The organism is Pseudomonas sp. SO81, from assembly GCF_030374125.1.
Taxonomy (GTDB): Bacteria; Pseudomonadota; Gammaproteobacteria; order Pseudomonadales; family Pseudomonadaceae; genus Aquipseudomonas.
In genome coordinates, this window is the sequence record NZ_CP126126.1 from 4,803,815 (window position 1) to 4,826,005 (window position 22,191).

General features: G+C 66.3%; 22 protein-coding genes and 1 pseudogene. 6 read left to right on the forward strand and 17 right to left on the reverse strand.

Annotated features, from left to right (window positions below; translation table 11 throughout):
• Positions 1-182: 182 nt before the first annotated feature.
• The 4 genes from OH686_RS23020 to OH686_RS23035 form a co-directional block, all read right to left on the reverse strand.
• On the reverse strand, positions 183-410 hold the full coding sequence (locus OH686_RS23020) for a hypothetical protein (protein ID WP_289535506.1): 228 nt from the start codon (positions 408-410) through the stop codon (positions 183-185).
• A 98-nt stretch (positions 411-508) separates the two neighbouring features.
• Positions 509-949 carry an HhH-GDP family DNA glycosylase gene (locus tag OH686_RS23025; RefSeq protein ID WP_289535508.1) on the reverse strand — a complete coding sequence of 147 codons (441 nt, stop codon included), beginning with the start codon at positions 947-949 and terminating at the stop codon, positions 509-511.
• A 25-nt stretch (positions 950-974) separates the two neighbouring features.
• Positions 975-1,286 (reverse strand): DUF2061 domain-containing protein, encoded by a 312-nt coding sequence (locus OH686_RS23030; RefSeq protein WP_137972159.1) that lies wholly within the window; start codon positions 1,284-1,286, stop codon positions 975-977.
• On the reverse strand, positions 1,283-1,792 hold the full coding sequence (locus tag OH686_RS23035; protein WP_137972160.1) for a ferritin-like domain-containing protein: 510 nt from the start codon (positions 1,790-1,792) through the stop codon (positions 1,283-1,285). The genes OH686_RS23030 and OH686_RS23035 overlap by 4 nt, the downstream gene beginning before the upstream one ends.
• Positions 1,793-2,027: 235 nt before the next feature.
• Here OH686_RS23035 and OH686_RS23040 point away from each other — a divergent pair, with 235 nt between their 5' ends.
• Entirely contained in the window at positions 2,028-2,906 is an 879-nt protein-coding gene (locus OH686_RS23040; protein WP_289535510.1) for a manganese catalase family protein, read from the forward strand.
• A 79-nt stretch (positions 2,907-2,985) separates the two neighbouring features.
• Here the strand turns inward: OH686_RS23040 and OH686_RS23045 are convergent, their stop codons facing one another.
• The 7 genes from OH686_RS23045 to OH686_RS23075 all read right to left on the reverse strand — a co-directional run bounded on the left by OH686_RS23045 (position 2,986) and on the right by OH686_RS23075 (position 10,824).
• Positions 2,986-4,095, reverse strand: coding sequence for a hybrid sensor histidine kinase/response regulator (locus tag OH686_RS23045; RefSeq protein ID WP_289535511.1), 1,110 nt, complete (start codon positions 4,093-4,095; stop codon positions 2,986-2,988).
• Positions 4,085-5,848 carry an ATP-binding response regulator gene (locus OH686_RS23050; RefSeq protein ID WP_289535512.1) on the reverse strand — a complete coding sequence of 588 codons (1,764 nt, stop codon included), beginning with the start codon at positions 5,846-5,848 and terminating at the stop codon, positions 4,085-4,087. Before OH686_RS23050 ends, OH686_RS23045 begins: the two co-directional genes overlap by 11 nt.
• Positions 5,841-6,815 (reverse strand): SpoIIE family protein phosphatase, encoded by a 975-nt coding sequence (locus OH686_RS23055; RefSeq protein WP_289535514.1) that lies wholly within the window; start codon positions 6,813-6,815, stop codon positions 5,841-5,843. Before OH686_RS23055 ends, OH686_RS23050 begins: the two co-directional genes overlap by 8 nt.
• Positions 6,812-7,207, reverse strand: coding sequence for an ATP-binding protein (locus tag OH686_RS23060; protein WP_256662145.1), 396 nt, complete (start codon positions 7,205-7,207; stop codon positions 6,812-6,814). The genes OH686_RS23055 and OH686_RS23060 overlap by 4 nt, the downstream gene beginning before the upstream one ends.
• On the reverse strand, positions 7,170-7,592 hold the full coding sequence (locus OH686_RS23065) for an STAS domain-containing protein (RefSeq protein ID WP_137972165.1): 423 nt from the start codon (positions 7,590-7,592) through the stop codon (positions 7,170-7,172). The genes OH686_RS23060 and OH686_RS23065 overlap by 38 nt, the downstream gene beginning before the upstream one ends.
• Positions 7,593-7,603: 11 nt before the next feature.
• Positions 7,604-8,443, reverse strand: a complete 840-nt coding sequence (locus OH686_RS23070; RefSeq protein ID WP_289535516.1) for an STAS domain-containing protein — start codon at positions 8,441-8,443, stop codon at positions 7,604-7,606.
• Between the two features lie 233 nt (positions 8,444-8,676).
• Positions 8,677-10,824, reverse strand: coding sequence for a GAF domain-containing hybrid sensor histidine kinase/response regulator (locus tag OH686_RS23075; RefSeq protein WP_289535517.1), 2,148 nt, complete (start codon positions 10,822-10,824; stop codon positions 8,677-8,679).
• A 275-nt stretch (positions 10,825-11,099) separates the two neighbouring features.
• Between OH686_RS23075 and OH686_RS23080 the strand changes: the two genes are divergently transcribed.
• The 3 genes from OH686_RS23080 (at position 11,100) to OH686_RS23090 (ending at position 12,976) form a co-directional block, all read left to right on the forward strand.
• Positions 11,100-11,348 (forward strand): hypothetical protein, encoded by a 249-nt coding sequence (locus OH686_RS23080; RefSeq protein WP_289535519.1) that lies wholly within the window; start codon positions 11,100-11,102, stop codon positions 11,346-11,348.
• A gap of 166 nt (positions 11,349-11,514) precedes the next feature.
• Entirely contained in the window at positions 11,515-12,297 is a 783-nt protein-coding gene (locus tag OH686_RS23085) for an exodeoxyribonuclease III (RefSeq protein ID WP_289535520.1), read from the forward strand.
• A 97-nt stretch (positions 12,298-12,394) separates the two neighbouring features.
• Complete coding sequence (locus OH686_RS23090) at positions 12,395-12,976, forward strand: sugar O-acetyltransferase (RefSeq protein WP_289535522.1); 582 nt, start codon at positions 12,395-12,397, stop codon at positions 12,974-12,976.
• A 45-nt stretch (positions 12,977-13,021) separates the two neighbouring features.
• On the opposite strand, the gene OH686_RS23095 is transcribed toward OH686_RS23090, so the two are convergent.
• The 4 genes and pseudogenes from OH686_RS23095 to rlmE form a co-directional block, all read right to left on the reverse strand.
• The gene (locus OH686_RS23095) at positions 13,022-14,728 is read right to left on the reverse strand and encodes an amidase (protein ID WP_289535523.1); all 1,707 of its coding nucleotides are present in this window, start codon (positions 14,726-14,728) and stop codon (positions 13,022-13,024) included.
• A 256-nt stretch (positions 14,729-14,984) separates the two neighbouring features.
• A complete protein-coding gene (locus OH686_RS23450) occupies positions 14,985-15,749 on the reverse strand; it encodes a methyl-accepting chemotaxis protein (RefSeq protein ID WP_502942827.1) in 765 nt (254 codons plus the stop codon).
• A 93-nt stretch (positions 15,750-15,842) separates the two neighbouring features.
• Positions 15,843-16,877, reverse strand: a pseudogene (locus tag OH686_RS23455) (HAMP domain-containing protein); the annotation flags it as partial.
• A 413-nt stretch (positions 16,878-17,290) separates the two neighbouring features.
• On the reverse strand, positions 17,291-17,911 hold the full coding sequence (gene rlmE, locus OH686_RS23105) for a 23S rRNA (uridine(2552)-2'-O)-methyltransferase RlmE (protein WP_137972173.1): 621 nt from the start codon (positions 17,909-17,911) through the stop codon (positions 17,291-17,293).
• Between the two features lie 222 nt (positions 17,912-18,133).
• On the opposite strand from rlmE, the gene OH686_RS23110 reads away from it, so the two are divergent.
• A complete protein-coding gene (locus OH686_RS23110; RefSeq protein WP_289535526.1) occupies positions 18,134-19,753 on the forward strand; it encodes an NAD(P)/FAD-dependent oxidoreductase in 1,620 nt (539 codons plus the stop codon).
• Positions 19,753-20,475 (forward strand): TrmH family RNA methyltransferase, encoded by a 723-nt coding sequence (locus OH686_RS23115; RefSeq protein ID WP_289535527.1) that lies wholly within the window; start codon positions 19,753-19,755, stop codon positions 20,473-20,475. The genes OH686_RS23110 and OH686_RS23115 overlap by 1 nt, the downstream gene beginning before the upstream one ends.
• Positions 20,476-20,479: 4 nt before the next feature.
• On the opposite strand, the gene OH686_RS23120 is transcribed toward OH686_RS23115, so the two are convergent.
• A complete protein-coding gene (locus tag OH686_RS23120; RefSeq protein ID WP_289535528.1) occupies positions 20,480-21,133 on the reverse strand; it encodes a methionine ABC transporter permease in 654 nt (217 codons plus the stop codon).
• A complete protein-coding gene (locus OH686_RS23125) occupies positions 21,117-22,190 on the reverse strand; it encodes a methionine ABC transporter ATP-binding protein (RefSeq protein WP_289535530.1) in 1,074 nt (357 codons plus the stop codon). The genes OH686_RS23120 and OH686_RS23125 overlap by 17 nt, the downstream gene beginning before the upstream one ends.
• Position 22,191 lies beyond the last annotated feature (1 nt).

Here is a 22,191-nt window from a genome sequence, read left to right on the forward strand (position 1 = left end):
CTGTTCAGGCGATGCAGTGAGGGTCAAAGAGCTGACTGCAGTGCTCGCCGAACAATTCCTCTGGGCCGACGGGCTGTCGGCCGCGGGGCGGTAGTTCGTTCAGCCAGGTGATCGCCGCCGGCGAGCGGCCGAGACCGTCGAGGCGATTCGAGCCGGCTGCGACGTGAGTCTGATCCCGGGGATCAGATGGCCGCTTCCGATTTCAGCAGATCGATATCCACGATCTCGAGACCGCATCGATCCAGCCAGTCGATGGCCGACAGATTGCCCAACGGCTGAGGCGGCTCGTCGCCGTAGGCATCCATGACAATTTTCTGGGCCACTGCCTTGTGGTTGGGCAGGGCAATCGCCCGCACCACGACCTTCTTCCGCAGGCCTGCGGCGGTTTGATAGGTGACAAGCCAGTCCATCGCTCTTCCTAGCCGAATATAGGGGGCCGGAGTATCGCCAAATCGATTGTGGCAGGGGGCCATGACCGCAGTGTTCCAGCCGGCCGGGCGCCGAGCCGTCAGTACAGCCCGCCGGCCGCCTCGCGCATGAATATTTCCACGGTCTTGGGGCCGACGCCTTCGAACTCGGCCAGGCGCCGTTCGAAGTCTTCGCGGTCGCTGCTCTGCTGGCGCATCACGCTGAGCCTGCCGTCGTACTGCTCGTCGAGCTTGCGGCACAGCTTCAGCAGACGTTCGGCGGTGGAGCGGTCGTAGCGAACGTAGCGCGCCTCACCGAGCATGCGCACCAGTTCCGCCTTGCTGGAGCCGCCCAGTCGCTGCGGCGTATCGCGCTGGTGCCGTTCGACGATGATGCGGTAGGCCTGCTCGGCCACGGACTGCTGGATCGGCTTGCCGAACAGAAAACTCGCCACCAGCCATTTGAACAGCGCGGCGTCGCTGGCCCTGGCCAATCCCTCGGCCAGGCCCAGCTGCTGCGCCGTTATGCGTTTCTCGCTCACGCTGTCGTCGTTCAGGGCAGGGCGATCATTGGCTTTCCTGCTGGCCCCCTCGGCCCTGGGAGTTGAGCGCGCCCATGAGGTTGCCGTGACCGTGGCCTTCTTCGCGCTGCACCGGAGAGCCGCGCTTGTTCCAGAGGCGCTCGTGGAAGTAGAACGCCACGGTATTGCAGGCGGGTTCGATCAGGGCGATCAGGCCACCGGTCAGCAGGCTGCCCGTGAGCAGGTAGGCGACGGTGAACGCGATGGAAAAGTGCAGCACGGCAAAGCTCAGGGTCTTCAGCAGGGGCTGTTGCTCCTGAGCGCCAGCCCCGCAACAACCGCGCAGCACAGCCTTCATCGCTTGGCCTCGAGGCCGGGTGTCTCGGAGCGATCGAGGAAGGCCTGGGTCAGCTCCGGCAGGTGCTCCTTGAGCCACTCGGCCATTGCGATCTCCTGCGGCAGGATCTGCTCGCAGGCCTTCTGGGTTTCCACATCACCCGCGGCCTTGGCTGCGGCAATCAGCACCGTGTAGGCGGCGATCTCGACGTTCTCGAACACATAGCCGGCCATGGCGCCCTTGATTACCTCGTCGCTCACGGCCATGCCACCCACCGCCTGACCGAAGGCCATCAGCTTGCCGCCGATGTCTTTCAGCGTGGATGGTTCCTTGCCCAGGCGCGCCAGGGTCTGCTCCAGCAGCGCCTTCTGGCCCTGGGTTTCCTCCAGGTGCTTCTCGATGCGGGTACGCAGTTTGGGGTAGTTCTCCAGCCGCGACTTCTGCGCACTGAGCATCTGCTCCGCTTGCTGTTCCATGGCGTGGGCGTCACGCAGCCAGTCGATCAGGTTGTCTCGTTTGTCAGCCATAGCGCTGTTCTCCGGGGTCAGTGGCCATGTATCTCGGAAGCCGTCCTGCCCTCAGGGGTTCAACCTAATTTACTCCAGGCAAACAAGCGAAACGCCCGTGCCAGAGGCTCGCGCTTGGCTTGGTCGATTCTCCGCAATCTCCCTGAACTGCCTGCGAATGTGGTGACTCTGCATCTGAAGAGCCCGGGAAGGCCGTGGATGACATGAGGGACCAACCCAACCGGAGGAGTCTTCGATGTTCGTACATAACAAGCGACTGCAATACACCGTGCGTGTCGCCGGCCCCAACCCGGGCCTGGCGAATCTGCTGCTCGAGCAGTTTGGTGGGCCGCAAGGGGAACTGGCTGCAGCGATGCGCTACTTCACCCAGGGCCTGAACGAGGACGATCCAGGCCGCAAGGATCTGCTGCTGGATATCGCCACCGAGGAGCTGAGCCACTTGGAGATCATCGGCTCGATCGTCGGCATGCTGAACAAGGGCGCCAAGGGCGATCTGGCCGAGGCGGTGGAGAAGGAGGCGGTGCTGTATCGCTCGCTGACCGAAGGTGGCAACGACTCGCACATCACCTCGTTGCTCTACGGTGGCGGCCCGGCTCTGACCAACTCCGCCGGCGTGCCGTGGACCGCGGCCTATGTGGATTCCATCGGCGAGCCCACCGCGGACTTCCGCTCCAATATCGCGGCCGAGGCACGGGCCAAGATCGTCTACGAGCGGCTGATCAACGTCACCGATGACCCGGGTATCAAGGAGGCGCTGGGCTTCCTCATGACCCGTGAGCTGGCCCACCAGCAATCGTTCGAGAAGGCGTTGCACACCATCCAGCCGAACTTCCCGCAAGGCAAGCTGCCCGGCATGCCCGAGTTCACCAACGTCTACTTCAACATGTCCCAGGGCGAGGGAGACGTGCGTGGCCCGTGGAACCAGGGCGACCAGTGGGAGTTCGTGGACAGCCCCGAGCCCGCTCAGGACGGCGGCGATGGCCTGGCCAGCGTGACGCTGCCGACGAAACAGGCCGAGGTGGTCGAGCAGATGGCGGTGCGCACCGCATCGGACCCGACCCTGGACCCGCTCACCGGAGCGGACCTGGGCTCGGGCGCCTATCTGAAGAAGTGACCAGGCCGAGCGCAGCCGACAGCTGCCGGAAAAGAAAAGCCAGGCAATGCCTGGCTTTTCTTCGTGTTGCAGTCGGGATTCAGCCCGCCAAGGCGACCGGCAGCAGCAGTTCCACCCGCGCCAGGTCGCCCTGGTTGCTGAACTGCACCTCGCCGCCGAAGCTCTCCGCCAGGGCCTTGACGATGGGCAGGCCGAGTCCCCAGCCCTTGGTGTCGCTGCGGCTGGAGATGAAATAGGGGGTAGCCAGGTTATCCAGCACTTCCTCGGGGAAGGTGCCCTGGTTGGTCACCACCAGCCTGACGCAATCGCCTTCCTGGCTCTGCTCGATGCGGATCGGCTTGAGCGCCTGGCCATGCTTGGCGGCGTTGCCGACCAGGTTGTCGAAGATGCGCAGGAACGCCGAGCGGTCCCAGGTTATCTGCAGGTCGGGGCTTTCCAGTTGCAGCTCCAGCGGGTTGTCCAGCTGCAGGGCGAGGTTGGCCACGGCGTCGCGCAGCAGCATGCCCAGCTCCATGCTCTCGCTCATCAGCTTGATGCCGCCGCCGACGCTGACGTGGGAGATGTCCAGCAGGTTGCCCACCATCTCGTCGATGCGCCGCAGGTTGTCCTGCAGCACGGCGAGCAGATCCTCGGTGCGCCGGGCCGGGTTGCGCTGCATCAGCCCGGTGGCCATCACCGCCGCCGACAGCGGCGAACGCAGGTCATGGCTGAAGGAGCGCATGAAGCGTTCGAGCATGACCTTTTCCTTGCTCAGCTGCTCGTTACGCGCCTCGGCCCAGTTGCGCTGGCGCTCGATGCGCTCCATCCGGGTGTTGCTCTTCAGCAGGCTGGTGATGGTCGCCAGCACCTCGTCCGGGTTGATCGGATGGGTCAGGTAGGCGCGGGCACCGGTGTTAAGCCCGGTGGCCTTGTCCTTGCCGCTGACGAAGGTGGCCGAGATATTGATGATCGCCGGCAGCCGCGACGGCCCCAGGCTCTGCTCGGCCTTCTGGATCAGCTCGAAACCGGTCATGTCCGGCAGGTTGATGTCGAGGATCACCAGGTCGACGCCCTCGATCATCAGTCGCAGCCCCTCGGCGCCCGTACCGGCCTCCAGGATCTGGAAGCTCTCCTCGTCGGCCAGGATCTTGCGTAGCACATAGCGGTTGGCTTCCATGTCGTCGACGATGAGGACTCGTCTAGTGCGCATCGCGTTGCTCCTCCACCAGGCGTCCCACGTGATGCAGGACCTGCTCAGCGTAGTCCGGGTGCGACTTATGCAGAACCGCCCGGCTGTGACGCTGCAGATGCTCCAGGGCCGCCCCTGCGAGCGGCTTGGAGGTGTTGATCAGCACGCGCGAATGCATGCTCCAGTCCATGCTCTCGAGCAGGTCCTCGCCGGAGATGTCCGGCAGGTCCAGGTCGAGGAAGATGATGTCCGGGCGCACCGCATGCAGCTTGTCGATGCTCGAGGTGGCGCTGACCGCCTCGATGATCACCGGATGGTAGGGCTGCAGCAGGCGCGACAGCAGGTAGCGGTCGGCCTCGCTGTCATCAATCAGCAGGATGTTGATACCGTTCAGGTCGAGCGCCGCCGGTTCGGGCGCCTGCTGGTCATACAGGCGGGCGACCTGCAGCAGGAAGCGGCTGCCGCGTCCCAGCTCGCTGTCCAGGCTGATCTCGCCGCGCAGCAGGCGTGCCAGGCGCTGGGCCACGGGTAGGCCCAGGCCGGTGCCCTGGATCTGTGGCGCGGCGGGGTTGCGTACCCGCAGGAATTCCTCGAAGACGCGACTGTGATTCTCCGCGTCGATGCCGATGCCGGTGTCTTCCACCAGGAACTCGACGTTCTGTTCGTCCGGTAGATAGGTACGCACGCTGACCTTGCCGGACGGCGTGTACTTGAAGGCATTGCCGATCAGGTTGCGCAGTATCTGGAACAGGCGATGGCGGTCGGTTTCCAGCACCACGTCATGGGTGGCGCCGAGCACTTCCCAGGCCAGCGCCGGATACCGCTGCGCCAGGGCGCCGGTGAACTGGCGCAGCTGCTCGACGAAGTCGGCGAGGGTGAAGCGCACCGGGGTGATCTCGATGCGCCCGGACTCGGCCTCGGACAGGTCGAGCAGCTCGTTGACCAGCTCGGACAGCTCGCACGCGGCGTCGCGGATGAAGGCCACCTGCTTGTACTGCTCGGGGTTGAGCGGCCCGTCCACGCCCTTGAGCAGTATCTTGCTGATGTTCTCGACGATGTTGATCGGCGTGCGGATCTCGTGGGTCATGTTGGCGAAGAAACGGCTCTTCGACTGACTGGCAGTCCGTAGCTCGTCGGTGGCCTTCTCCAGCTCGGAATACAGCGCCACCACGCCCTTGTTGGTGTTCTCCAGCTCTTGGTTGGTGGCCTCCAGCTCGAACTGCTTGTTCTGCAGTTCGGCAGCGGTCAGCAGCAGTTCCTTGCCGCGTACCTGCAGCTCGATATAGGGGTCGGCGACCCCATCGGAGTGCAGTTGCTCGCGGATTTCGCGCAGCTGCGTCGGCGAGGGGGAGGGGCGCGGCGGATGGATCGCCTTCATGCCGAGGATGCGCGTACCGTCAGCGGATGTCTGTATCTCGAATTCATCCATCAGCCGCTGGGCGCCGCGCAGCCCCACGCCCATGCCGGTGGGCGAGACGTAGCTGCCGTCGAGAATGCTGTCGATGGCGACTATGCCGGGCCCTTGGTCGTCGGCGATAAAGCGCAGGCCGCAGAGCAGGCCAGCCTTGTTCTCCACCAGCTCGAACAGGAACTCGCCCTGGCCGGCGTACTGGTAGATGTTGCGGGCCAGCTCCGACACCGAGGTGGCGAAGCGGATCTGCTCCAGTTGCGACAGGTCGAGCCAGGCGGCGATGCGCTTGGCGCTCTGACGGCAGGTGACCACATCGACTTCCTCCCGAATGTCTATGGATACGATGCGCCGCACCTTATGCATGTTTCATTACCACCATGGTTGCGTCGTCGTTGTGCCGGCGGAAGTCGCGGTGCAGTACCGCCGCGATCACGGCCGGATGGCGCCCGGCCAGCCCGGGATAGCTGGCCAGGTCGAAGCGGGTGCTGATGCCGTCCGAGGCCAGCAGCAGCAGGGTGGTCGGCGACCAGGGATAGCTGAAGCTCTGGATCCTGCCGATCCGGTAGCCCACCGTGCCGTTGCCGGACACCATGCTGCGGTTGCGCCCGTCGTGCAGCATTCCGGCGATGTTGCCGATCCCGCAGAAACGCACCTGAGCCTGTTGCGGCAGGACCTCCGCCAGGGCCACGGCGCCACCGCGGGTCGCCATCAGTACCCGGTGCATACGTTCGAGTAGTGTCTCCAGCGGGAGGTTCGCGTCGTGTTCGCGGAACAGCTCGCGTGCCCTGCGGCTGGCTTCGTGGGCCGCGTAGCCGTGGCCCAGCCCGTCGCACACCAGCAGGCGGTTGCCATTCACCGCCCAGGCATCGCCGCACAGCTCCTCGCCCGGGTAGGGCAGGGAGACGCCCGCCGAAATCAGCGGTCCTGTCAGCGGTTGCAGATGAAACTGGGCCAGCACCACGGTGCCGCGCTCCGGCTGGGAATAGATATCGAAGCGGTCGGAGAGTCGACTGATCGCGCCCAAGCCGGCGCCCATGGTGCCCTTGCTGGAATAGCTGTCGGCCAGGCAGCGGGCGATATCGGCCATGCCGGGGCCACGGTCCACCGCCAGCAGTTCCAGGCGGCTGTCGTCCTGGTAATACAGCAGTTCGCCACCGCCGGCGTGGATCACCAGGTTGCGCGCCATTTCCTGCACCACCACGCCGATGCGACCGAGCAGGGGCTCATCGGCGGTCAGGTGGCCGGCCAGGCGCACGATGGTGCGGCGTGCAGCGTCGGCGTGCGCGGTGTGGCTGATGGGGAAGACGCTTTGCGTGGAGCGTTCGCTCATCTCCACTTCCATAGCTCCACGGTGGTGCCGGCGCCGGGCTGACTGTCGATGGCGAATTCGTCCACCAGGCGGCGTGAGCCGCTGAGACCGAGGCCTAGCCCGCTGCCCGAGGTATAGCCGTCGACCAGGGCGCGCTCGATGTCGGCGATGCCCGGCCCCTGGTCGCGGATGACCAGGCGCACGGCCGCACGACCCTCGCGGCTGGCGAGCTCCAGCTGGCATTCGCCGCCATTGCCGTAGATCAGCGCGTTACGCGCAATTTCGCTGGCCGCGGTGACTATCTTGGTCTGCGAGACCAGGCCCAGGCGGGCTTGCTCGGCGAGTTTGCGTACCTGCTGGCGGATGATGACGATGTCAGTTTCCTGCTTCAGAGGGAGCGTCTGCGTCTTCACTCTCGGGCTCCCCGGCAATGTCGTCCTCGTTCACGCTGTTCTCCAGCCAGCGCATGCCTTTCTCGATGTTCAGCGCGGTGGCGATACCCTCCAGGGACAGGCCCAGCTCCACCAGCGTGATGGCCACGGCCGGCTGCATGCCGACCACTATCACCTTGGCATCGAGAATCCGGGAGACGTTGGCTATGTGCGAGAGCATGCGGCCGATGAAGGAGTCGACTATCTCCAGGGAGGAAATATCGATCAGCACGCCCTTGGCCTTGTGGCGCACGATCTGTGCGGTGAGGTCTTCCTGCAGGTCCAGCGCCAGCTGGTCGTGCATGTCGACCTGGATGCTGAGCAGCAGGTAGTTGCCCATCTTGAGAATTGGAATGCGATCTACCATGGCGCCCGTCCTTAGCGTGCCTTGCCGCTGACCAGACGAACGTCCAGCTCTTTGAGCGCCAGCTTGAAGGCGTCGGACAGGGAAGCCTTGGTCACCACATCGCCCAGCTCGACGCCCAGGTGCACGATGGTCGCGGCGATCTGCGGGCGAATGCCGCTGATGATGCAGCGGGCGCCCATCAGCTTGGCCGCGGTGATGGTCTTGAGCAGGTGCTGGGCGACCATGGTGTCCACGGTCGGCACGCCGGTGATATCGATGATGGCGATGTCCGACTCGGTCTCGACGATCTTCTGCAGCAGCGATTCCATGACGATCTGCGTGCGGTTGCTGTCCAGCGCGCCGATCAGCGGCACCGCCAGCACGCCATCCCACAGCTGGACCACCGGGGTGGAGAGCTCCAGCAGGCTTTCCTGCTGTTCGCGGATCACCGTCTCGCGGCTGGCCATGTAGTACTCGAGGCTGAACAGGCCGAGCTTGTCGATCAGCTTGTTGATCAGCCAGACCAGTTCGATGGCATTGTTGCCCTGGCTCTGGATCAGGTCGAACAGCGGCTCCTTGAGGGAGAACACGAAGGTGGCCGTCTCGGAAGGGCTGAAGCCCTGGCGCGCCTGGGTCACCGAGAGTCGTTCGAGTTGCGCGATGAGCGGCTTCCAGGCGGGCGCCTCGATATCGTCCGAGCCCTGGGCCAGGGCGATGGTCACGGCCTTGAGCAGCTCGCGGGAGCTTTCCTGAACGGCGCGCTCGTCGATCAGGTCGATGCGGATGCCGGCGGCGCGCTGGGCGGCCATCCATTTGTCCAGAAGCTGTTCTTCGTTCTGTTTGAGTAGCTCGGCAAGCTGAGAAACGGACATCGCGGATTTCCTTTCGCGGGGAATAACAATGTCGCCGACGCTGGCACTCGTGAAGCCACGTCGAGTGACGGCAAGCGCAACGGCGGCAGGGGATTTTTTAAACCGACCGGCAGCGGAAAAGGGAGTTCAACTTTTTCTCGGCAGGTTGATTGGCCGCCGTGGTGGCTTCAAGCGCCTCCATGCGGGGCGCCGGGCCGAGCTGTGGCTCTGTCAGCGGGAAGCGGGATGCAGCCTCAGCTAGCGACGCTCAGCATCTGTACCAGGCGCGCGGCGAGTTCGCTGCGGCGGAAGGGCTTCGCCAGCACCTCGAAGCCGCGCATCTGTGCCGGGGTGAGGTTGGCGTAGCCGGAGATGATCAGCACCGGCAGGCTGGGAATGCGCTGGCGTAGCTCGCGGGCGAGCTGGGCGCCGGTCTTGTCCTGCATGATGTGGTCGGTGACCAGCACGTCCGGCGCCAGGCCGTCGTCGATCAGGCGCAGTGCGGTGGCCGCCGAGGCGGCTCCGGTCACCTGGTAGCCCAGGTCCTGCAGCTGCATGGTGACGGTCTGGCGGACCATGTCCTCGTCGTCGACCAGCAGCACCCGCGTCGGCCGCGGTGCCTGCGGCGCGTCGGCGGATTCGTCGCCCTCGCTCGCGGCCTGGCTGGCGGTGATCGGCAGCCACATGCTGACCCGCGTGCCCACCCCCACTTCCGATTCGATACCGAGGCCGCCGCCGGATTGCGCCGCCAGCCCCTGCACCATGGACAGGCCGAGGCCGGTGCCCTTGCCGATGCCCTTGGTGGAGAAGAACGGGTCCACGCAGCGTTTGAGCGTTTCGGCGCTCATGCCGCTGCCGTTGTCGCTGATCGTCAGCCGTGCGTAACGTCCGGCGCTCAGACCTCTCACGGCGGCGCTGGGCACGTCGTCCAACGTCGCACTGATTTCCAGGCGGCCGCCGTCATCCATGGCGTCGCGGGCATTGACCGCCAGATTGAGGATGGCCAGTTCGAGCTGGTGCGGGTCGACTATCACCGCCGGCAGCTGACTGGGAATGTCGATCGCTACTTCGATCATCGGGCCCAGCGAACGGACGATCAGGTCGCGCATGTCACTGACCAGCGCATCCAGCGCTACCGCCCGTGGCTTGAGGGTCTGCCGGCGGGCGAAGGTCAGCAGGCGGCCGACCAGGGTGCGCGCGCGGTCGGAGGCCTGCAGGGCGCAGTCGACCAGCTCGCGCGAACGCTGGTCGTCCAGGCGCCGGCGCACCAGGTCCAGGGTGCCCATGATCGGCGTCAGCAGGTTGTTGAAGTCATGCGCGATGCCGCCGGTGAGCTGGCCGATGGTCTCCATCTTGCGCATCTCGTGGTGCTCCGCCACGGTGGCCTCGCGCTCGGCCACCATCAGGGCGACGCGCTCCTCCAGGCTCTCGTTGAGTTCGCGCAGCTTCACCTCGGCACGGGCCCGCTCGATGTGCGCCCAGCAGCGCTGCGTTACTTCGCCGACCAGGGTGCGCTCATACACGGACCAGGAGCGTGGCTTCTTGTCGTGCACCGCCATCAGGGCGATCAGGCGACCGTCCTTGATCAGCGGCATGCAGACGGCGGCGGAGATGTGCGAGGCGCGGAACGCGGCGGCCTCGCTCGGCGGCAGCTGCCGCAGATCGTTGATCACCAGCGGTTGGCCGGCGCGCAGATTACGCACGGCGAGTTCGCCGTAATCGGCCAGGCTGTAACGTCCCTGCAGGCTTGGCATCCCGGATTTGACCCAGTCGCCACGCACGGTCAGGCCATTCTCGTCCGCGTCCATCTCGGCATAGGCACAGCCGGACAGCCGCAGGTGTTCGCCGAGCATGCGCGTGGTGGTGGCCATGATCATGTCGGGGCTGGTGGCGTCGGCCACCTCGGCCGCCAGTGCGGCGAGAAAGCCGAGTCGCTGGTTGGCGACCACCGTGGCGGTGGTCTCCGTGACCGTATCGAGGATGGCGACGACGCGGCCGGTGTGATCGCGAATCGGGCTGTAGCAGAAGGTGAAGTAGGCCTGCTCCGGTTCACCGCTGCGCTCGATGAACAGGGGGAAGTCCTCGACATAGGTGGCCTGGCCTGCCCATGCGCGTTCGGCAATCGGGCTGACGTCGCCCCAGACCTCCTTCCATACGTCGCTGAACGGCCGCCCGAGGGCGGCGGGCTTGCTGCCAAGTATCGGGCTGAAGGCGTCGTTGTGCAGCGTGACCAGGTCGCGGCCCCACATGATGACCTGGGGAAAGCGCGAATCCAGGCACAGGGCGAGGGTGGTCTTGAGCACGTCGGGCCAGTCGCCGATGGCACCCAACGTGGTGGCGGACCAGTCATAGCCGCGGATGCGCTCCGCCATCTCGCCGTCAGCCTTGAGCCAGTCCGTCATGTTGCTGTTTCCTATCGGCCTCAGTGGATGGTTGCGCCAATGCGGCCAACCGAAGTGCGCTGCGCAGGAGTGGATAGGCGCTGCGCTTGGCTGCATGCGTCCCTATCCTTGAGCGGTAGAACAGGGCGCTGGCAGAAAAGTTCGGCCTATAACTCCCGGCCTTGACGGGCTGTCGACGAGTCGACGTTTACCGCGCAGCGGATAGCTTGAACTGGGGTAGAAGCGGCCACCTCGAACCCAGTGAGGCCCATCCGGGGCCTCTTGCGAGGTGAAACATGCAAACGACCAACCCAGGTAACCAGCCCGAAACCGAAGAGCCGATCGAGCCCGGCATAGTCCCTGACGACACCGACACCGACACCGACACCGACACCGACACCGACACCGACACCGAAACCGACACGGGCACGGACACATCGGTGCAGGACGACGAACGCCCGGAGGACTGGAAAGACCCCAACGAGCCGGACTCCCCCAGCACGGAGCAACCAGACCAAGGCACGGCCCAGCCAGTGAATGTCTGACCCGCCTTAACCACCAGACCCGGCGTGCAGCCGGGTTTCTGTTGGGCGGGCCGGCTCGCTGTGCTGAACTCACTCGGCCGCGCCAGCATCTATGGGGCATATCCTCCCGCTCTGGCGAGCGGAGGGAAGCGTCGACAACATCCATCTGTTATCGCCCGAGGCACGTTTGGCCACGCTGCGTATCGCCACCTTCAACGTCAACGGCATCCAGTCGCGCCTGGCGGCCTTGCTCGCCTGGCTGGAGCGCGAAGCCCCGGACATCGTGTGTCTGCAGGAGCTCAAGGCGGCCGATCACAAGTTTCCCGCCGATGCCCTGCGTGACGCCGGCTACGGGGTACTCTGGCGCGGCCAGCCGGCCTGGAACGGCGTGGCGATCCTGGCCAAGGGCATGCAGCCGCTGGAGATCCGCCGCGAGCTGCCCGGCGACGCGAGCGACACCCAGAGCCGCTATCTGGAGGCGGCGGCCCATGGCGTGATCGTCGGTTGCCTGTATCTGCCCAACGGCAATCCACAGCCGGGCCCGAAGTTCGACTACAAGCTGGCCTGGTTCGAGCGCCTGATCGCCCATGCCGAATCCCTCGCCAGCAGCGGCCATCCGGTGGTGCTGGCCGGCGACTACAACGTGGTGCCGACCGATCTGGACATCTACAACCCGCGCTCCTGGCAGAAGGACGCGCTGCTGCAACCGGAAAGCCGTGCCTGTTACCAGCGCCTGCTGCAACAGGGCTGGACCGATGCGCTGCGCGCGCGCTTTCCCGAGGAGCGGCTCTATACCTTCTGGGACTATTTTCGCCAGCACTGGCAGCGCAATTCGGGGCTGCGCATCGACCACCTGCTGCTCAGCGAGACGCTGGCCAAGGGCTTGCAGGACGCCGGCGTGGACCGCTGGGTACGCGGTGAACCACATGCCAGCGACCACGCCCCCGCCTGGGTGACGGTGGATGTCTAGCCGGCGAGACGCTGCGCCTGCCGAGGGGGGGCGGATGTCCTGCAGCGACATGCGCGCGGCCAGCCCTATCCCACAGACGCCAGCCGAGAGGTCAGCGATGACACAGCGTTCGCAGAAACAACTGATGTTGGCCAGGGAGCTGTATGTGGCTTGCGGCCCCGAACTGGCCGCCGATGCGCAGCGCGCGGCGGACTGGATGGCGCGCTACAACGCCGCCGGCGCGGCCTCGCTGGAAGAGCGTCGCGCGCTGCTGGCCGAGCTCATGGGCGCGGTGGGCGAGGGGGTGAACATACGGCCGCCGTTCCATTGCGACTATGGCTACAACATCCATCTGGGCCCCGGTGTGTTCATGAACTTCGGCTGCGTCATTCTCGACGTCTGCCGGGTCAGCATCGGCGCCGGCACGCAGATCGGCCCGGGCGTGCAGCTGCTGAGCGCAGATCATCCGCGCGAGCCCGAGCTGCGCGCCCAGCTGCTGGAGTTCGGCAGGCCCATAAGCATCGGTGCGAATGTCTGGATAGGCGCGGGGGCGCTGATCCTGCCTGGCGTTACGGTTGGTGATGACGCCCTGATCGGTGCGGGCAGCGTGGTGACTCGCGATGTACCTGCCGGGGCGACCGTGGCGGGCAATCCCGCCCGCGTCATACGGCCCCGCGGTCCGTCTGCTGCGGGCGGCTGAAGCCGGGCGGGACCGGTGCCATTGCGGCACCGATCCGCTACTCCATCAGTTACCCAGCGGCGGGGTGCGCGGCGGCACCAGGCGCTTGCTACCGGTCGACTCGAAGGCTGCGGCGAAACGCAGCAGCGCCGAGTCGTCGTAGGCCCGACCGGCGAAAGTCAGACCCACCGGCATGCCGATATCGGCCATCACGCCCATCGGCACGGTGACCGTGGGTACGCCCAGGTGGCGAATGGCGAGGTTGCCGTTGGCGACCCAGATGCCATTGCTCCAGGCGATGTCCGCCGAGGCCGGGTTGACGTCGGCATCCGCCGGGCCCACGTCGGCCACGGTGGGGAACAGCACGGCGTCGAGCTTGAGCTCGTCCATCCAGTCTTCCAGGTCGATCTTGCGCGTCTGCTCCAGGCCACGCAGGCCGTCGGGCAGGGTCTCGATCTGGTCCCAGGTCTTGAGGCCACGCTTGGCCATGTTGACGTACTCGTCCATGCCGGCGGCCAGGTCGTCCTCGCGATTGGGCAGAGTGCCCGGGTCGTGCGGGAAGATCTGCGGGCCGTCGACGTCCGCCAGCCTGTTCAGCTTGGGATCGCCGTTGGCGCGCAGGAAGTCGTCGAAGGCCCAGCCCGACAGCTCCCACAGCTCGTCATGCAGGAACTCCTTGCTCACCAGGCCGCGGTTGTACACGGTCGGCGCGCCCGGGCGATCGCCCTCGCAGTTGGACACCAGCGGGAAGTCCACTTCGATGACTTCGGCGCCGGCGGCTTCCAGGGCCTTGCGAGCCGCTTCCCACAGTGCGATCACCGAGGCACGGGTATGAATGCGCTGGCCGGTCGGGCCGCCGATGCCGGGTTTCTCGCTGGTGCCGGCCAGCTCGTCCTTGTTGATGTACATGCGCGGCACGCCCAGGCGCTTGCCCTTGAGCGCGGCGGCGCCGGCGGCCAGCTCCAGGTAAGACGCCGGGCGCACCTCGGAGGCCTTGGGGATCGGCACCCAGGGCTGCAGGCGCCACAGGTCGCCGCGGGTCTCGGCGTCATCGGCCACCACCACGTCGAGCACTTCGAGCAGATCGGCCATGGTCCGTGCGTAGGGCACCACCACGTCCATGGTCGGCGTCAGCGGCCAGTTGCCGCGTACCGAGATCACCCCGCGCGACGGCGTGTAGGCGCACAGGCCGTTGTTGGAGGCCGGGCCACGGCCGCTGGACCAGGTTTCCTCGGCCAGGCCGAAGGCGGAATAGCTAGCGGCGGTAGCGGTGCCGGCACCGTTGGACGAGCCGGACGCGAAGGGCGCGGTGAGGTAGGCGGCGTTGTATGGGCTCTCCGCACGACCATACACGCCGCGCTGCATGCCGCCGTTGGCCATGGGCGGCATATTGGTCTTGCCCAGGCAGATGGCGCCGGCGGCGCGCAGGCGCTCGACGGTGAAGGCGTCGCGGTAGGCGAGCAGATCCTTGAAGGCGGGGCTCCCGGAGGCGGCGGTCAGGCCCTTGACCAGGTAGCTGTCCTTGGCCGTGTAGGGAATGCCATCCAGCGGGCCGAGCGTCTCGCCGCGGGCGCGGCGGGCGTCGGAGGCCTCGGCCTCCTGCAGCGCATCGGGGTTGCGCACGACCACGGCGTTGAGCCGGGTCGCGGTCTCGGGGCCGTCGTAGGCGTCGATGCGGGCCAGGTAGGCCTTGACCAGTTCGACCGCCGTGGTGCGACCGGACTCGAGCGCCGCACGCAACTCGGCAATGGAAACCTCAGTTACCTCAATCATCTTGTTATCACCGCTGGCTACTGATGGGTGGCGCAAGGAACCTGCTGCACGCTGAACTCTGGGCTCAGGGTGTCAATTATGTCAAACAGTTGCTCGGTTATGTCAAACGCCTGCTCATGGCTGCACATATTTCGCTACGTCGAAGCATAGGAAGGCAGCGGCGGCAGCGGAAATGCCGAGGGCGATCCGTGCCGCCGCTGCTGGTTTGGCGCGGCAGCAATGCGACCCGGTGGGCGGCAAGCCCACCGGTCTGTACTCAGATGCGGAAACTGCCGACCAGCTGCTGCAGACGGGCGGCCTGGCGTTCCAGGTCGCCGCAGGCGCGCAGGGTGGCCTGCAGATTCTCCACGCCTTCCTGGTTGAGGGTATTGATCTCGTTGATGTCCATGTTCAGCGCCTCGACCACGGCGGTCTGCTCCTCGGTGGCGGTGGCCACTGACTGGTTCATGCCGTCGATCTCGCCGATGCGCTGGGTCACGCTGCCCAGGCGCTCGCCGGCCTGGTTGGCGATCTCCACGCTCTGCGCGCTGTAGTGCTGGCTCTCGGTCATGGTGGTGACCGAATCACGGGCGCCGACCTGCAGCTCCTCGATCATCTTGTGGATTTCCTGGGCCGACTCCTGGGTGCGGTGGGCCAGGCTGCGCACTTCGTCCGCCACCACCGCGAAGCCGCGCCCGGCCTCGCCGGCACGCGCCGCCTCGATGGCCGCATTGAGGGCGAGGAGGTTGGTCTGCGCGGAGATGCTCTTGATCACCTCGAGGATCTGGCCGATGTCCACGGTCTTGCTGTTCAGCACCTCGATGTTGGCGCTGGAGGCGCTGATCTTCTCCGACAGCTCGTTCATCGCCACGATGGTCTTCTGCAGCACCTGGCTACCGTCCTCGGCCAGATGACGGGCATCCGAGGCCTGGTTGGAGGCGTCGGCGGCGTTGCGCGCGATCTCCTGGGCGGCGGCGCCCAGCTCGTTGATCGCCGCGGCCACGCTGTTGGTGCGGCTGGCCTGCTCATCGGAGTTGGCCATGGACGAATTGGAGGCGTTGACCACCAGCTTGGCCACTTCGTTGAGCTGGCCGGTGGCCGAGGACACCTCGCGGATCGAGCCATGAATACGCTCGACGAACTGGTTGAACGAGGTGGCCAGCTCGCCGAATTCGTCTTGGCTCTGCACGCTCAGGCGCTTGGTCAGGTCGCCGTCGCCCTGGGCGATGTCGCGCATGGCCTTGCCCATCAGCAAAAGCGGCTGCATCAGTACGCGGATCAGCATGCCCAGCAGGAACACGGTGGCGATCACCGCGACGATGGTGGCGACCACGGCCGAGGTGCGGAACTCGCCGAGGGCGGCGAAGGCGGCGTCCTGGTCCAGCACCAGGGCCACGTACCAGTTGGCCGAGGGCAGGCCTTCCAGCGGGGTGAAGGCGATGAACTGGGTCTTGCCGTCCACCTCGACCTCGCTGACGCCGGCCTGCACGCGCGGGGTGTCCTGCGGGTACAGCTCCTGGATGTCCTTGAGGGTGTAGTTGCTGTCTGGGTGCAGCAGCACCTTGCCCTGGGCGCTGACCAGGAAGGCATGGCCGTGGCCCTGGAACTTCAGCGACTCCAGCAGCTGGGCGATGCTCGCCAGGTCCATGTCGGCACCGGCCACGCCGACCATCTGGCCGTCACGGCGCACCGGGGTGGCGATGGTGATCACCAGCTTCTGCGAGGAGGCGGCGATATAGGGCTCGGTCAGCGCGCTGCCCTGGGCGGCGCTGGCGGCCTTGTACCAGCCGCGGGCGCGCGGGTCGTAGTCGGCCGGGCGGTTACCCACCGGCACCGAGGTCATGGCGCCATCCGCGCCGCCGAAGTAGGTGAGCTGGAAGCGCTGGCCGTAGACCGGCAGGTTTAGCGCGGCCTCCAGCGGCTGGCCCTGCTCGCCGTTGGCGGAAAGCTGCTGGGCCAGGGACTCGACCAGCTGGATGCGGCCGTCCAGCCAGGTCTTGATGTTGCGCGTGGCCAGGCTGCCGACTTCCTGCAGCGAGGCGTGCACGTCGGCATTCAGGGTCTGGCGCTGGCGGTAGTCGTTGAACAGCACGAACAGGGTGAACGCAACAATCGTCACCAGTGAGGCGGCCAGCAGGATCTTCTGGCTGAACTTCAGGTTGGAGGGCATCGCAAGGTATCCATGCAAGGTTTCTGTAGCCGGGTACCGCCACGGGTTGTGCCCGATGGCGGCTGTCGTTCCATGGCTCCTGCCGCCGCTGCCGGCGCTGCACGCCAGCCAGACGGGGCCAAGCCAGGACTGTGGCCACCGGGAGTAACGGTGTGCCACTGCCCCTCACCGGCTCTAGTCGTTATGGTCCGGATGGGGAATTTCGCACTCCGGGAGGGCCCCGGAGCTAGGTGAAAATACGAACATTCTGCTGGCTAACCGCGGTCTGTGGTTAGCCTGGATTGCGGCAAAGACATCTAGCTTTGGGCTGGCAACGCTCGCAAAAGGTCACTGCCATCGAGCGGAGTGGCATGGCCGTCTGGATCGGGGGAGCCGCTGTTGCTTGCTCGCCGGCACTGCAGCGCCGAGGCGCCTTAGCCCTTGAAGCCTTTGCCCACCAGATAGACTTCCCGCGAGCGTGGGCGCGAGGCTTCCGGCTTGCGGATCGCCACCTTCTCGAACGAGCTGCGCACGTCCTTCAGGAAGGCCTCGGAGCCTTCGCCCTGGAACACCTTGACCGCATAGTTGCCGCCGGGCTTGAGCACCTGGCGGACCATGTCGAGGGTGAGTTCGACCAGGTACATCGACGAGGCCTGGTCGGCTACCGCGACGCCGCTGATGTTCGGTGCGATGTCGGAGATGATCAGGTCGGGCTGGCGGCCGTCGAGCTTGGCGAGGATCTGCTGGAACACGGCATCCTCGGTGAAGTCGCCCTGGATGAAGTCGACGTTGTCCAGCGGGTCCATCGGCAGGATGTCGCTGGCGATCACGCGGCCGTTGTCGCCGACGATCTTGCCGGCCACCTGGGACCAGCCGCCGGGTGCCGAGCCCAGGTCCATCACCAGCATGCCGGGGCGGATCAGCTTGTCCTTCTCGTTCAGCTCGAGCAGCTTGTAGCTGGCCCGCGAGCGGTAGCCGTCCTTCTGTGCGCGTTTGACGTAAGGATCGTTGACGTGTTCGTTCAGCCAGCGGCTGCTGCTTTTGGAGCGCTTCATGAGGGGGCCAGGCACGGAAAATCGGGTGGGGTGCGGGCCGGTGCTCGGGCAGCGGTCCGCAAAGTGGCGGCAATTATAAGCCGATAGTGCGCCGCAGGTTAAATCCACGGGGCCCGCGCTCCGGCAGGCGGCCTGACAGGGCAGGGTGGCCGCGGCTACAATTGGCACCTTACCCCTCCTTCTTCGCTTCCTTTGCCGGGTCGACCGGCCAGGATTACCGCCATGATTCGCATCAACGAACTGTCCCTGCCCCTCGATCATTCCGCCGATGAACTGCGCCAGGCCATCATCAAGCGCCTGGGCATTGCCGACGCCGACCTGCTGAACTTCAGCGTATTCAAGCGCAGCTACGATGCGCGCAAGAAGAACAGCGTCATCCTGTTCATCTACATCATCGATCTCGAGGTGCGTGACGAGGCGGCGGTCCTGGCACGCTTCGCCGATGACCAGCACATCCGTGTGGCCCCGGACACCCACTACTACCCGGTCGGCCAGGCACCGGCCGGCCTGAGCGAGCGCCCGCTGGTGGTGGGCTTCGGTCCCTGCGGTCTGTTCGCCGCGCTGCTGCTGGCGCAGATGGGCTTCAAGCCCATCGTGCTGGAACGCGGCAAGGATGTGCGCCGCCGCACCAAGGACACCTGGGCCCTGTGGCGCAAGAAGGTGCTGACCCCGGAATCCAACGTGCAGTTCGGCGAGGGCGGGGCCGGACTGTTCTCCGACGGCAAGCTATACAGCCAGATCAAGGACCCGAAGTTCTACGGCCGCAAGGTGATGCACGAGTTCGTCCGCGCCGGCGCGCCGGAAGAGATCATGTACGTCAGCAAGCCGCACATCGGCACCTTCCGCCTCACCGGCGTGGTGGCGGCCATGCGCGAGGAGATCATCGCCCTGGGCGGCGAGGTGCGCTTCGAGAGCAGGGTCAGCGACCTGCTGATCGACGACGGCCAGCTGGAAGGCGTGGTGCTGGCCAGTGGCGAGACCATCCGCAGCCGCCACGTGGTGCTGGCGCTGGGCCATAGCTCGCGCGACACCTTCCGTATGCTGCATCGGCAGCAAGTGTTCATCGAGGCCAAACCCTTCGCCATCGGCTTCCGTGTCGAGCACCCGCAATCGCTGATCGACCAGGCCCGCCTGGGCAAGTACGCCGGTCACCCGGAGCTGGGCGCCGCCGACTACAAGCTGGTGCACCACGCCAAGAACGGCCGCGCCGTGTACAGCTTCTGCATGTGCCCGGGCGGCACCGTGGTGGCCGCCACCTCCGAGCCGGAGCGCGTGGTCACCAACGGCATGAGCCAGTACTCGCGCAACGAGCGCAACGCCAACTCCGGCATCGTCGTCGGCATCAACCCGGAGCAGGACTTCCCCGGCGGCCCGCTGGCCGGCGTGGAGTTCCAGGAGCGCCTGGAGTCGCGTGCCTACGAGCTGGGTGGGCGCGACTACTGCGCGCCGGCCCAATTGGTGGGCGACTTTATCCGCGGCACGCCGTCGAGCGAGTTCGGCGAGGTCGAGCCTTCGTACAAGCCCGGCGTGCGCCTGGGCGACCTGGCGCCGTCGCTGCCGGAATACGCCATCGAGGCCATCCGCGAGGCGCTGCCGGCCTTCGGCAAGCAGATTCGTGGTTTCGACCGCGACGACGCGATCCTCACCGGTATCGAGACCCGTACTTCGTCGCCGGTGCGCATCACTCGCGACAACGAGAGCCTGCAGAGCCTCAACCTCAAGGGCCTATACCCGGCCGGCGAGGGCGCGGGCTACGCCGGCGGCATCCTCTCGGCAGGCGTGGACGGCATCAAGGTTGCCGAGGCGGTGGCCAAATCGATGCTGGCCGGGCAGGGCGCTTGATGAAGCTCGACGACGTCAAGAAGCTACAGCAGAAGAAGTACCGCGCCGAGTTCGGCCACTTCCTGGTGGAGGGCGAGCACCTGGTGCTGGAGCTGCAGAAGGCGGCCGTGCACAACCCGCTGCTGCAGCGCAGCCAGTTGTACCTAACCGCCGCCCACGAGCACTGGCAGAGCCCGTTCAAGACCCATGTGGTCAGTGAGCGGCAGATGGCGCAGATCTCCGACACCAAGACGCCGCAGGGCATGGTCGCCGTGGTGCCGATGCCGCAGGGCACCGCGCCGGTGGCTGCCGGCGAGCGCGCCATCTACCTGCACGAGATCCAGGACCCGGGCAACCTCGGCACCATCCTGCGCACCCTGGCCTGGTTCGGCGGCTTCCGCTGCCTGCTCAGCCCCGGCAGCGTCGACCCGTACAACCCCAAGGTGGTGCGTTCGAGCATGGGCGCCATCTTCCATGCGCCGCTGGAGCTGGATGTGCAGCTGGACTCCCTGGCCGAGCGCTTCCCGCGCATCGCCTGCTTGGACATGCAAGGCGACAGCCTGCAGTCCGCCAGCTTCAAGGGCTTCGACTGCTACCTGTTCGGCAATGAAGCCCGCGGCGTGCCGCGCGAGCAGCTCAGCGCGCTCGGCGCCCAGCCGTTCACCATTGCTGGTTGCGGTGCCATCGAGTCGCTGAACCTGGCCTCGACCGTCAACATGTGCGCCTACGAGCTGAGCCGCTAGCGGCTCAGGTTCGTTTATTCAGCCTTCCTGCAAGTCTGTCCCCGCCTAGCTGAATCAGGCTGACCATCGCCACCAGCACCACGATTACCGTGAGCATTACCTGGGTATCGAAGCGCTGGTAGCCGTAGCGGTAGGCCAGGTCGCCGAGGCCGCCGGCACCGATGGCGCCGGCCATGGCCGAGGAGTTGATCATGGTCACCAGGGTGATGGTGAAGCCGCCGACGATGCCGGGCAGGGCTTCGGGCAGCAGCACGTGCCAGATGATGTGCCGACGTCGGCAGCCCATGGCCTGGGCTGCTTCGATCAGCCCCAGGTCGACCTCGCGCAGGCTGACTTCGGCGATGCGCGCGAAGAACGGCGTGGCGGCGATGGTCAGCGGTACCACGGCGGCCCATACGCCGTAGGTGGTGCCGACCACCAGGCGGGTGAAGGGGATCAGCGCGACCATCAGGATCAGGAACGGCACCGAGCGGAACAGGTTGACGATGGCGCCGAGCAGGCGGTTCAGGCGCGGCGCCTCGAACAGGCCGCCGCGGCCGCTGGTGACCAAGAATACCGCCAGCGGGATGCCGGCGAGCAGGGCCAGCAGCGATGACACGCCGACCATCAGCAGGGTGTCGAGCAGGCCCTGCCAGAGACGTTCAAGCAGCAGTGGCATAGCCGACTACCTCCGCGTGGTCCGCCAGGCGGCGGGCGTTGTTCAGCAGTTGTCCTGGCTCCAGTGCGGAGCCTGCCACTTCCACCAGCAGGCGGCCGAGCGGGCGGCCCTGGATGCGTTCGATGCCACCGTCGAGCAGGGTCACCCGGCCGCCGAGGGCGCTGCCGATGCCGAGCAGGTCCGGCGCGCTGCCGTGGCCGGCGTAGTGCAGGCGCAGCACAAGGTTGTCGTCCGGGGTCAGGCGGTAGCTGCGCAGACGCGCCTTGAGGTCGTCCGGCAGCTCGTGCTGTAGCGGCGCCAGCAGGGTGCGGGTGACCTCGTGGCTGGGCGTGCCGAACACGCGCCAGACCGGGCCCTGTTCGACGATCTCGCCCTGTTCCAGCACCACCACGCGCTCGCAGATGTCGCGGATCACCGCCATCTCGTGGGTGATCAGCACGATGGTCAGGTTCAGGCGCAGGTTGATCTGCCGCAGCAGGGCGAGGATCGACTGGGTGGTCTCCGGGTCCAGCGCGCTGGTGGCCTCGTCGCACAGCAGGATGTCCGGATCGTGCACCAGCGCGCGGGCGATGCCGACGCGCTGTTTCTGGCCGCCGGAGAGCTGCGCCGGGTAGGCGTCGTGCTTGCCCTCAAGGCCGACCAGCTTGAGCAGCTCGTCGACCTTGCGCCGGCGCTCCTCGCGCGGCACGCCGGCGACCTTGAGCGGCAGCTCGACGTTCTGCCGCACGGTCTTGGCCGAGAGCAAATTGAAGTGCTGGAAGATCATGCCGATGCGCCGACGCAGCGCCACCAGCTGATCGTAGTCGTGCTGGCCGATGTCCACGCCGTCGATCAGCACACGGCCGCTAGTGGGCTTTTCCAGGCGGTTGATGGTGCGCAGCAGCGAGGACTTGCCGGCGCCGCTGCGGCCGATGATGCCGAAGATCTCGCCACGGTCGATGGCCAGGTCAATGTCGCGCAGGGCGCGCACGCCGGTGACGTAGGTCTTGCCGACACCGACGAAGCGCAGCTGCGCCTCGCCGGTGGCTTGTGGCAGATGGGCCTGGAAGCCGCTCATC

Excerpts from the sequence above, each read along its gene's own strand:
- OH686_RS23045 (WP_289535511.1), bottom strand. The coding sequence starts at position 4,095 with ATGCGCACTAGACGAGTCCTCATCGTCGACGACATGGAAGCCAACCGC.
- OH686_RS23065 (WP_137972165.1), bottom strand. The coding sequence starts at position 7,592 with ATGGTAGATCGCATTCCAATTCTCAAGATGGGCAACTACCTGCTGCTC.
- OH686_RS23050 (WP_289535512.1), bottom strand. The coding sequence starts at position 5,848 with ATGCATAAGGTGCGGCGCATCGTATCCATAGACATTCGGGAGGAAGTC.
- OH686_RS23115 (WP_289535527.1), top strand. The coding sequence starts at position 19,753 with ATGAAGCTCGACGACGTCAAGAAGCTACAGCAGAAGAAGTACCGCGCC.
- OH686_RS23120 (WP_289535528.1), bottom strand. The coding sequence starts at position 21,133 with ATGCCACTGCTGCTTGAACGTCTCTGGCAGGGCCTGCTCGACACCCTG.
- OH686_RS23110 (WP_289535526.1), top strand. The coding sequence starts at position 18,134 with ATGATTCGCATCAACGAACTGTCCCTGCCCCTCGATCATTCCGCCGAT.
- OH686_RS23020 (WP_289535506.1), bottom strand. The coding sequence starts at position 410 with ATGGACTGGCTTGTCACCTATCAAACCGCCGCAGGCCTGCGGAAGAAG.
- OH686_RS23450 (WP_502942827.1), bottom strand. The coding sequence starts at position 15,749 with ATGGCCAACTCCGATGAGCAGGCCAGCCGCACCAACAGCGTGGCCGCG.
- OH686_RS23055 (WP_289535514.1), bottom strand. The coding sequence starts at position 6,815 with ATGAGCGAACGCTCCACGCAAAGCGTCTTCCCCATCAGCCACACCGCG.
- OH686_RS23095 (WP_289535523.1), bottom strand. The coding sequence starts at position 14,728 with ATGATTGAGGTAACTGAGGTTTCCATTGCCGAGTTGCGTGCGGCGCTC.
- OH686_RS23090 (WP_289535522.1), top strand. The coding sequence starts at position 12,395 with ATGACACAGCGTTCGCAGAAACAACTGATGTTGGCCAGGGAGCTGTAT.
- rlmE (WP_137972173.1), bottom strand. The coding sequence starts at position 17,911 with ATGAAGCGCTCCAAAAGCAGCAGCCGCTGGCTGAACGAACACGTCAAC.
- OH686_RS23040 (WP_289535510.1), top strand. The coding sequence starts at position 2,028 with ATGTTCGTACATAACAAGCGACTGCAATACACCGTGCGTGTCGCCGGC.
- OH686_RS23070 (WP_289535516.1), bottom strand. The coding sequence starts at position 8,443 with ATGTCCGTTTCTCAGCTTGCCGAGCTACTCAAACAGAACGAAGAACAG.
- OH686_RS23035 (WP_137972160.1), bottom strand. The coding sequence starts at position 1,792 with ATGGCTGACAAACGAGACAACCTGATCGACTGGCTGCGTGACGCCCAC.
- OH686_RS23080 (WP_289535519.1), top strand. The coding sequence starts at position 11,100 with ATGCAAACGACCAACCCAGGTAACCAGCCCGAAACCGAAGAGCCGATC.
- OH686_RS23125 (WP_289535530.1), bottom strand. The coding sequence starts at position 22,190 with ATGAGCGGCTTCCAGGCCCATCTGCCACAAGCCACCGGCGAGGCGCAG.
- OH686_RS23030 (WP_137972159.1), bottom strand. The coding sequence starts at position 1,286 with ATGAAGGCTGTGCTGCGCGGTTGTTGCGGGGCTGGCGCTCAGGAGCAA.
- OH686_RS23075 (WP_289535517.1), bottom strand. The coding sequence starts at position 10,824 with ATGACGGACTGGCTCAAGGCTGACGGCGAGATGGCGGAGCGCATCCGC.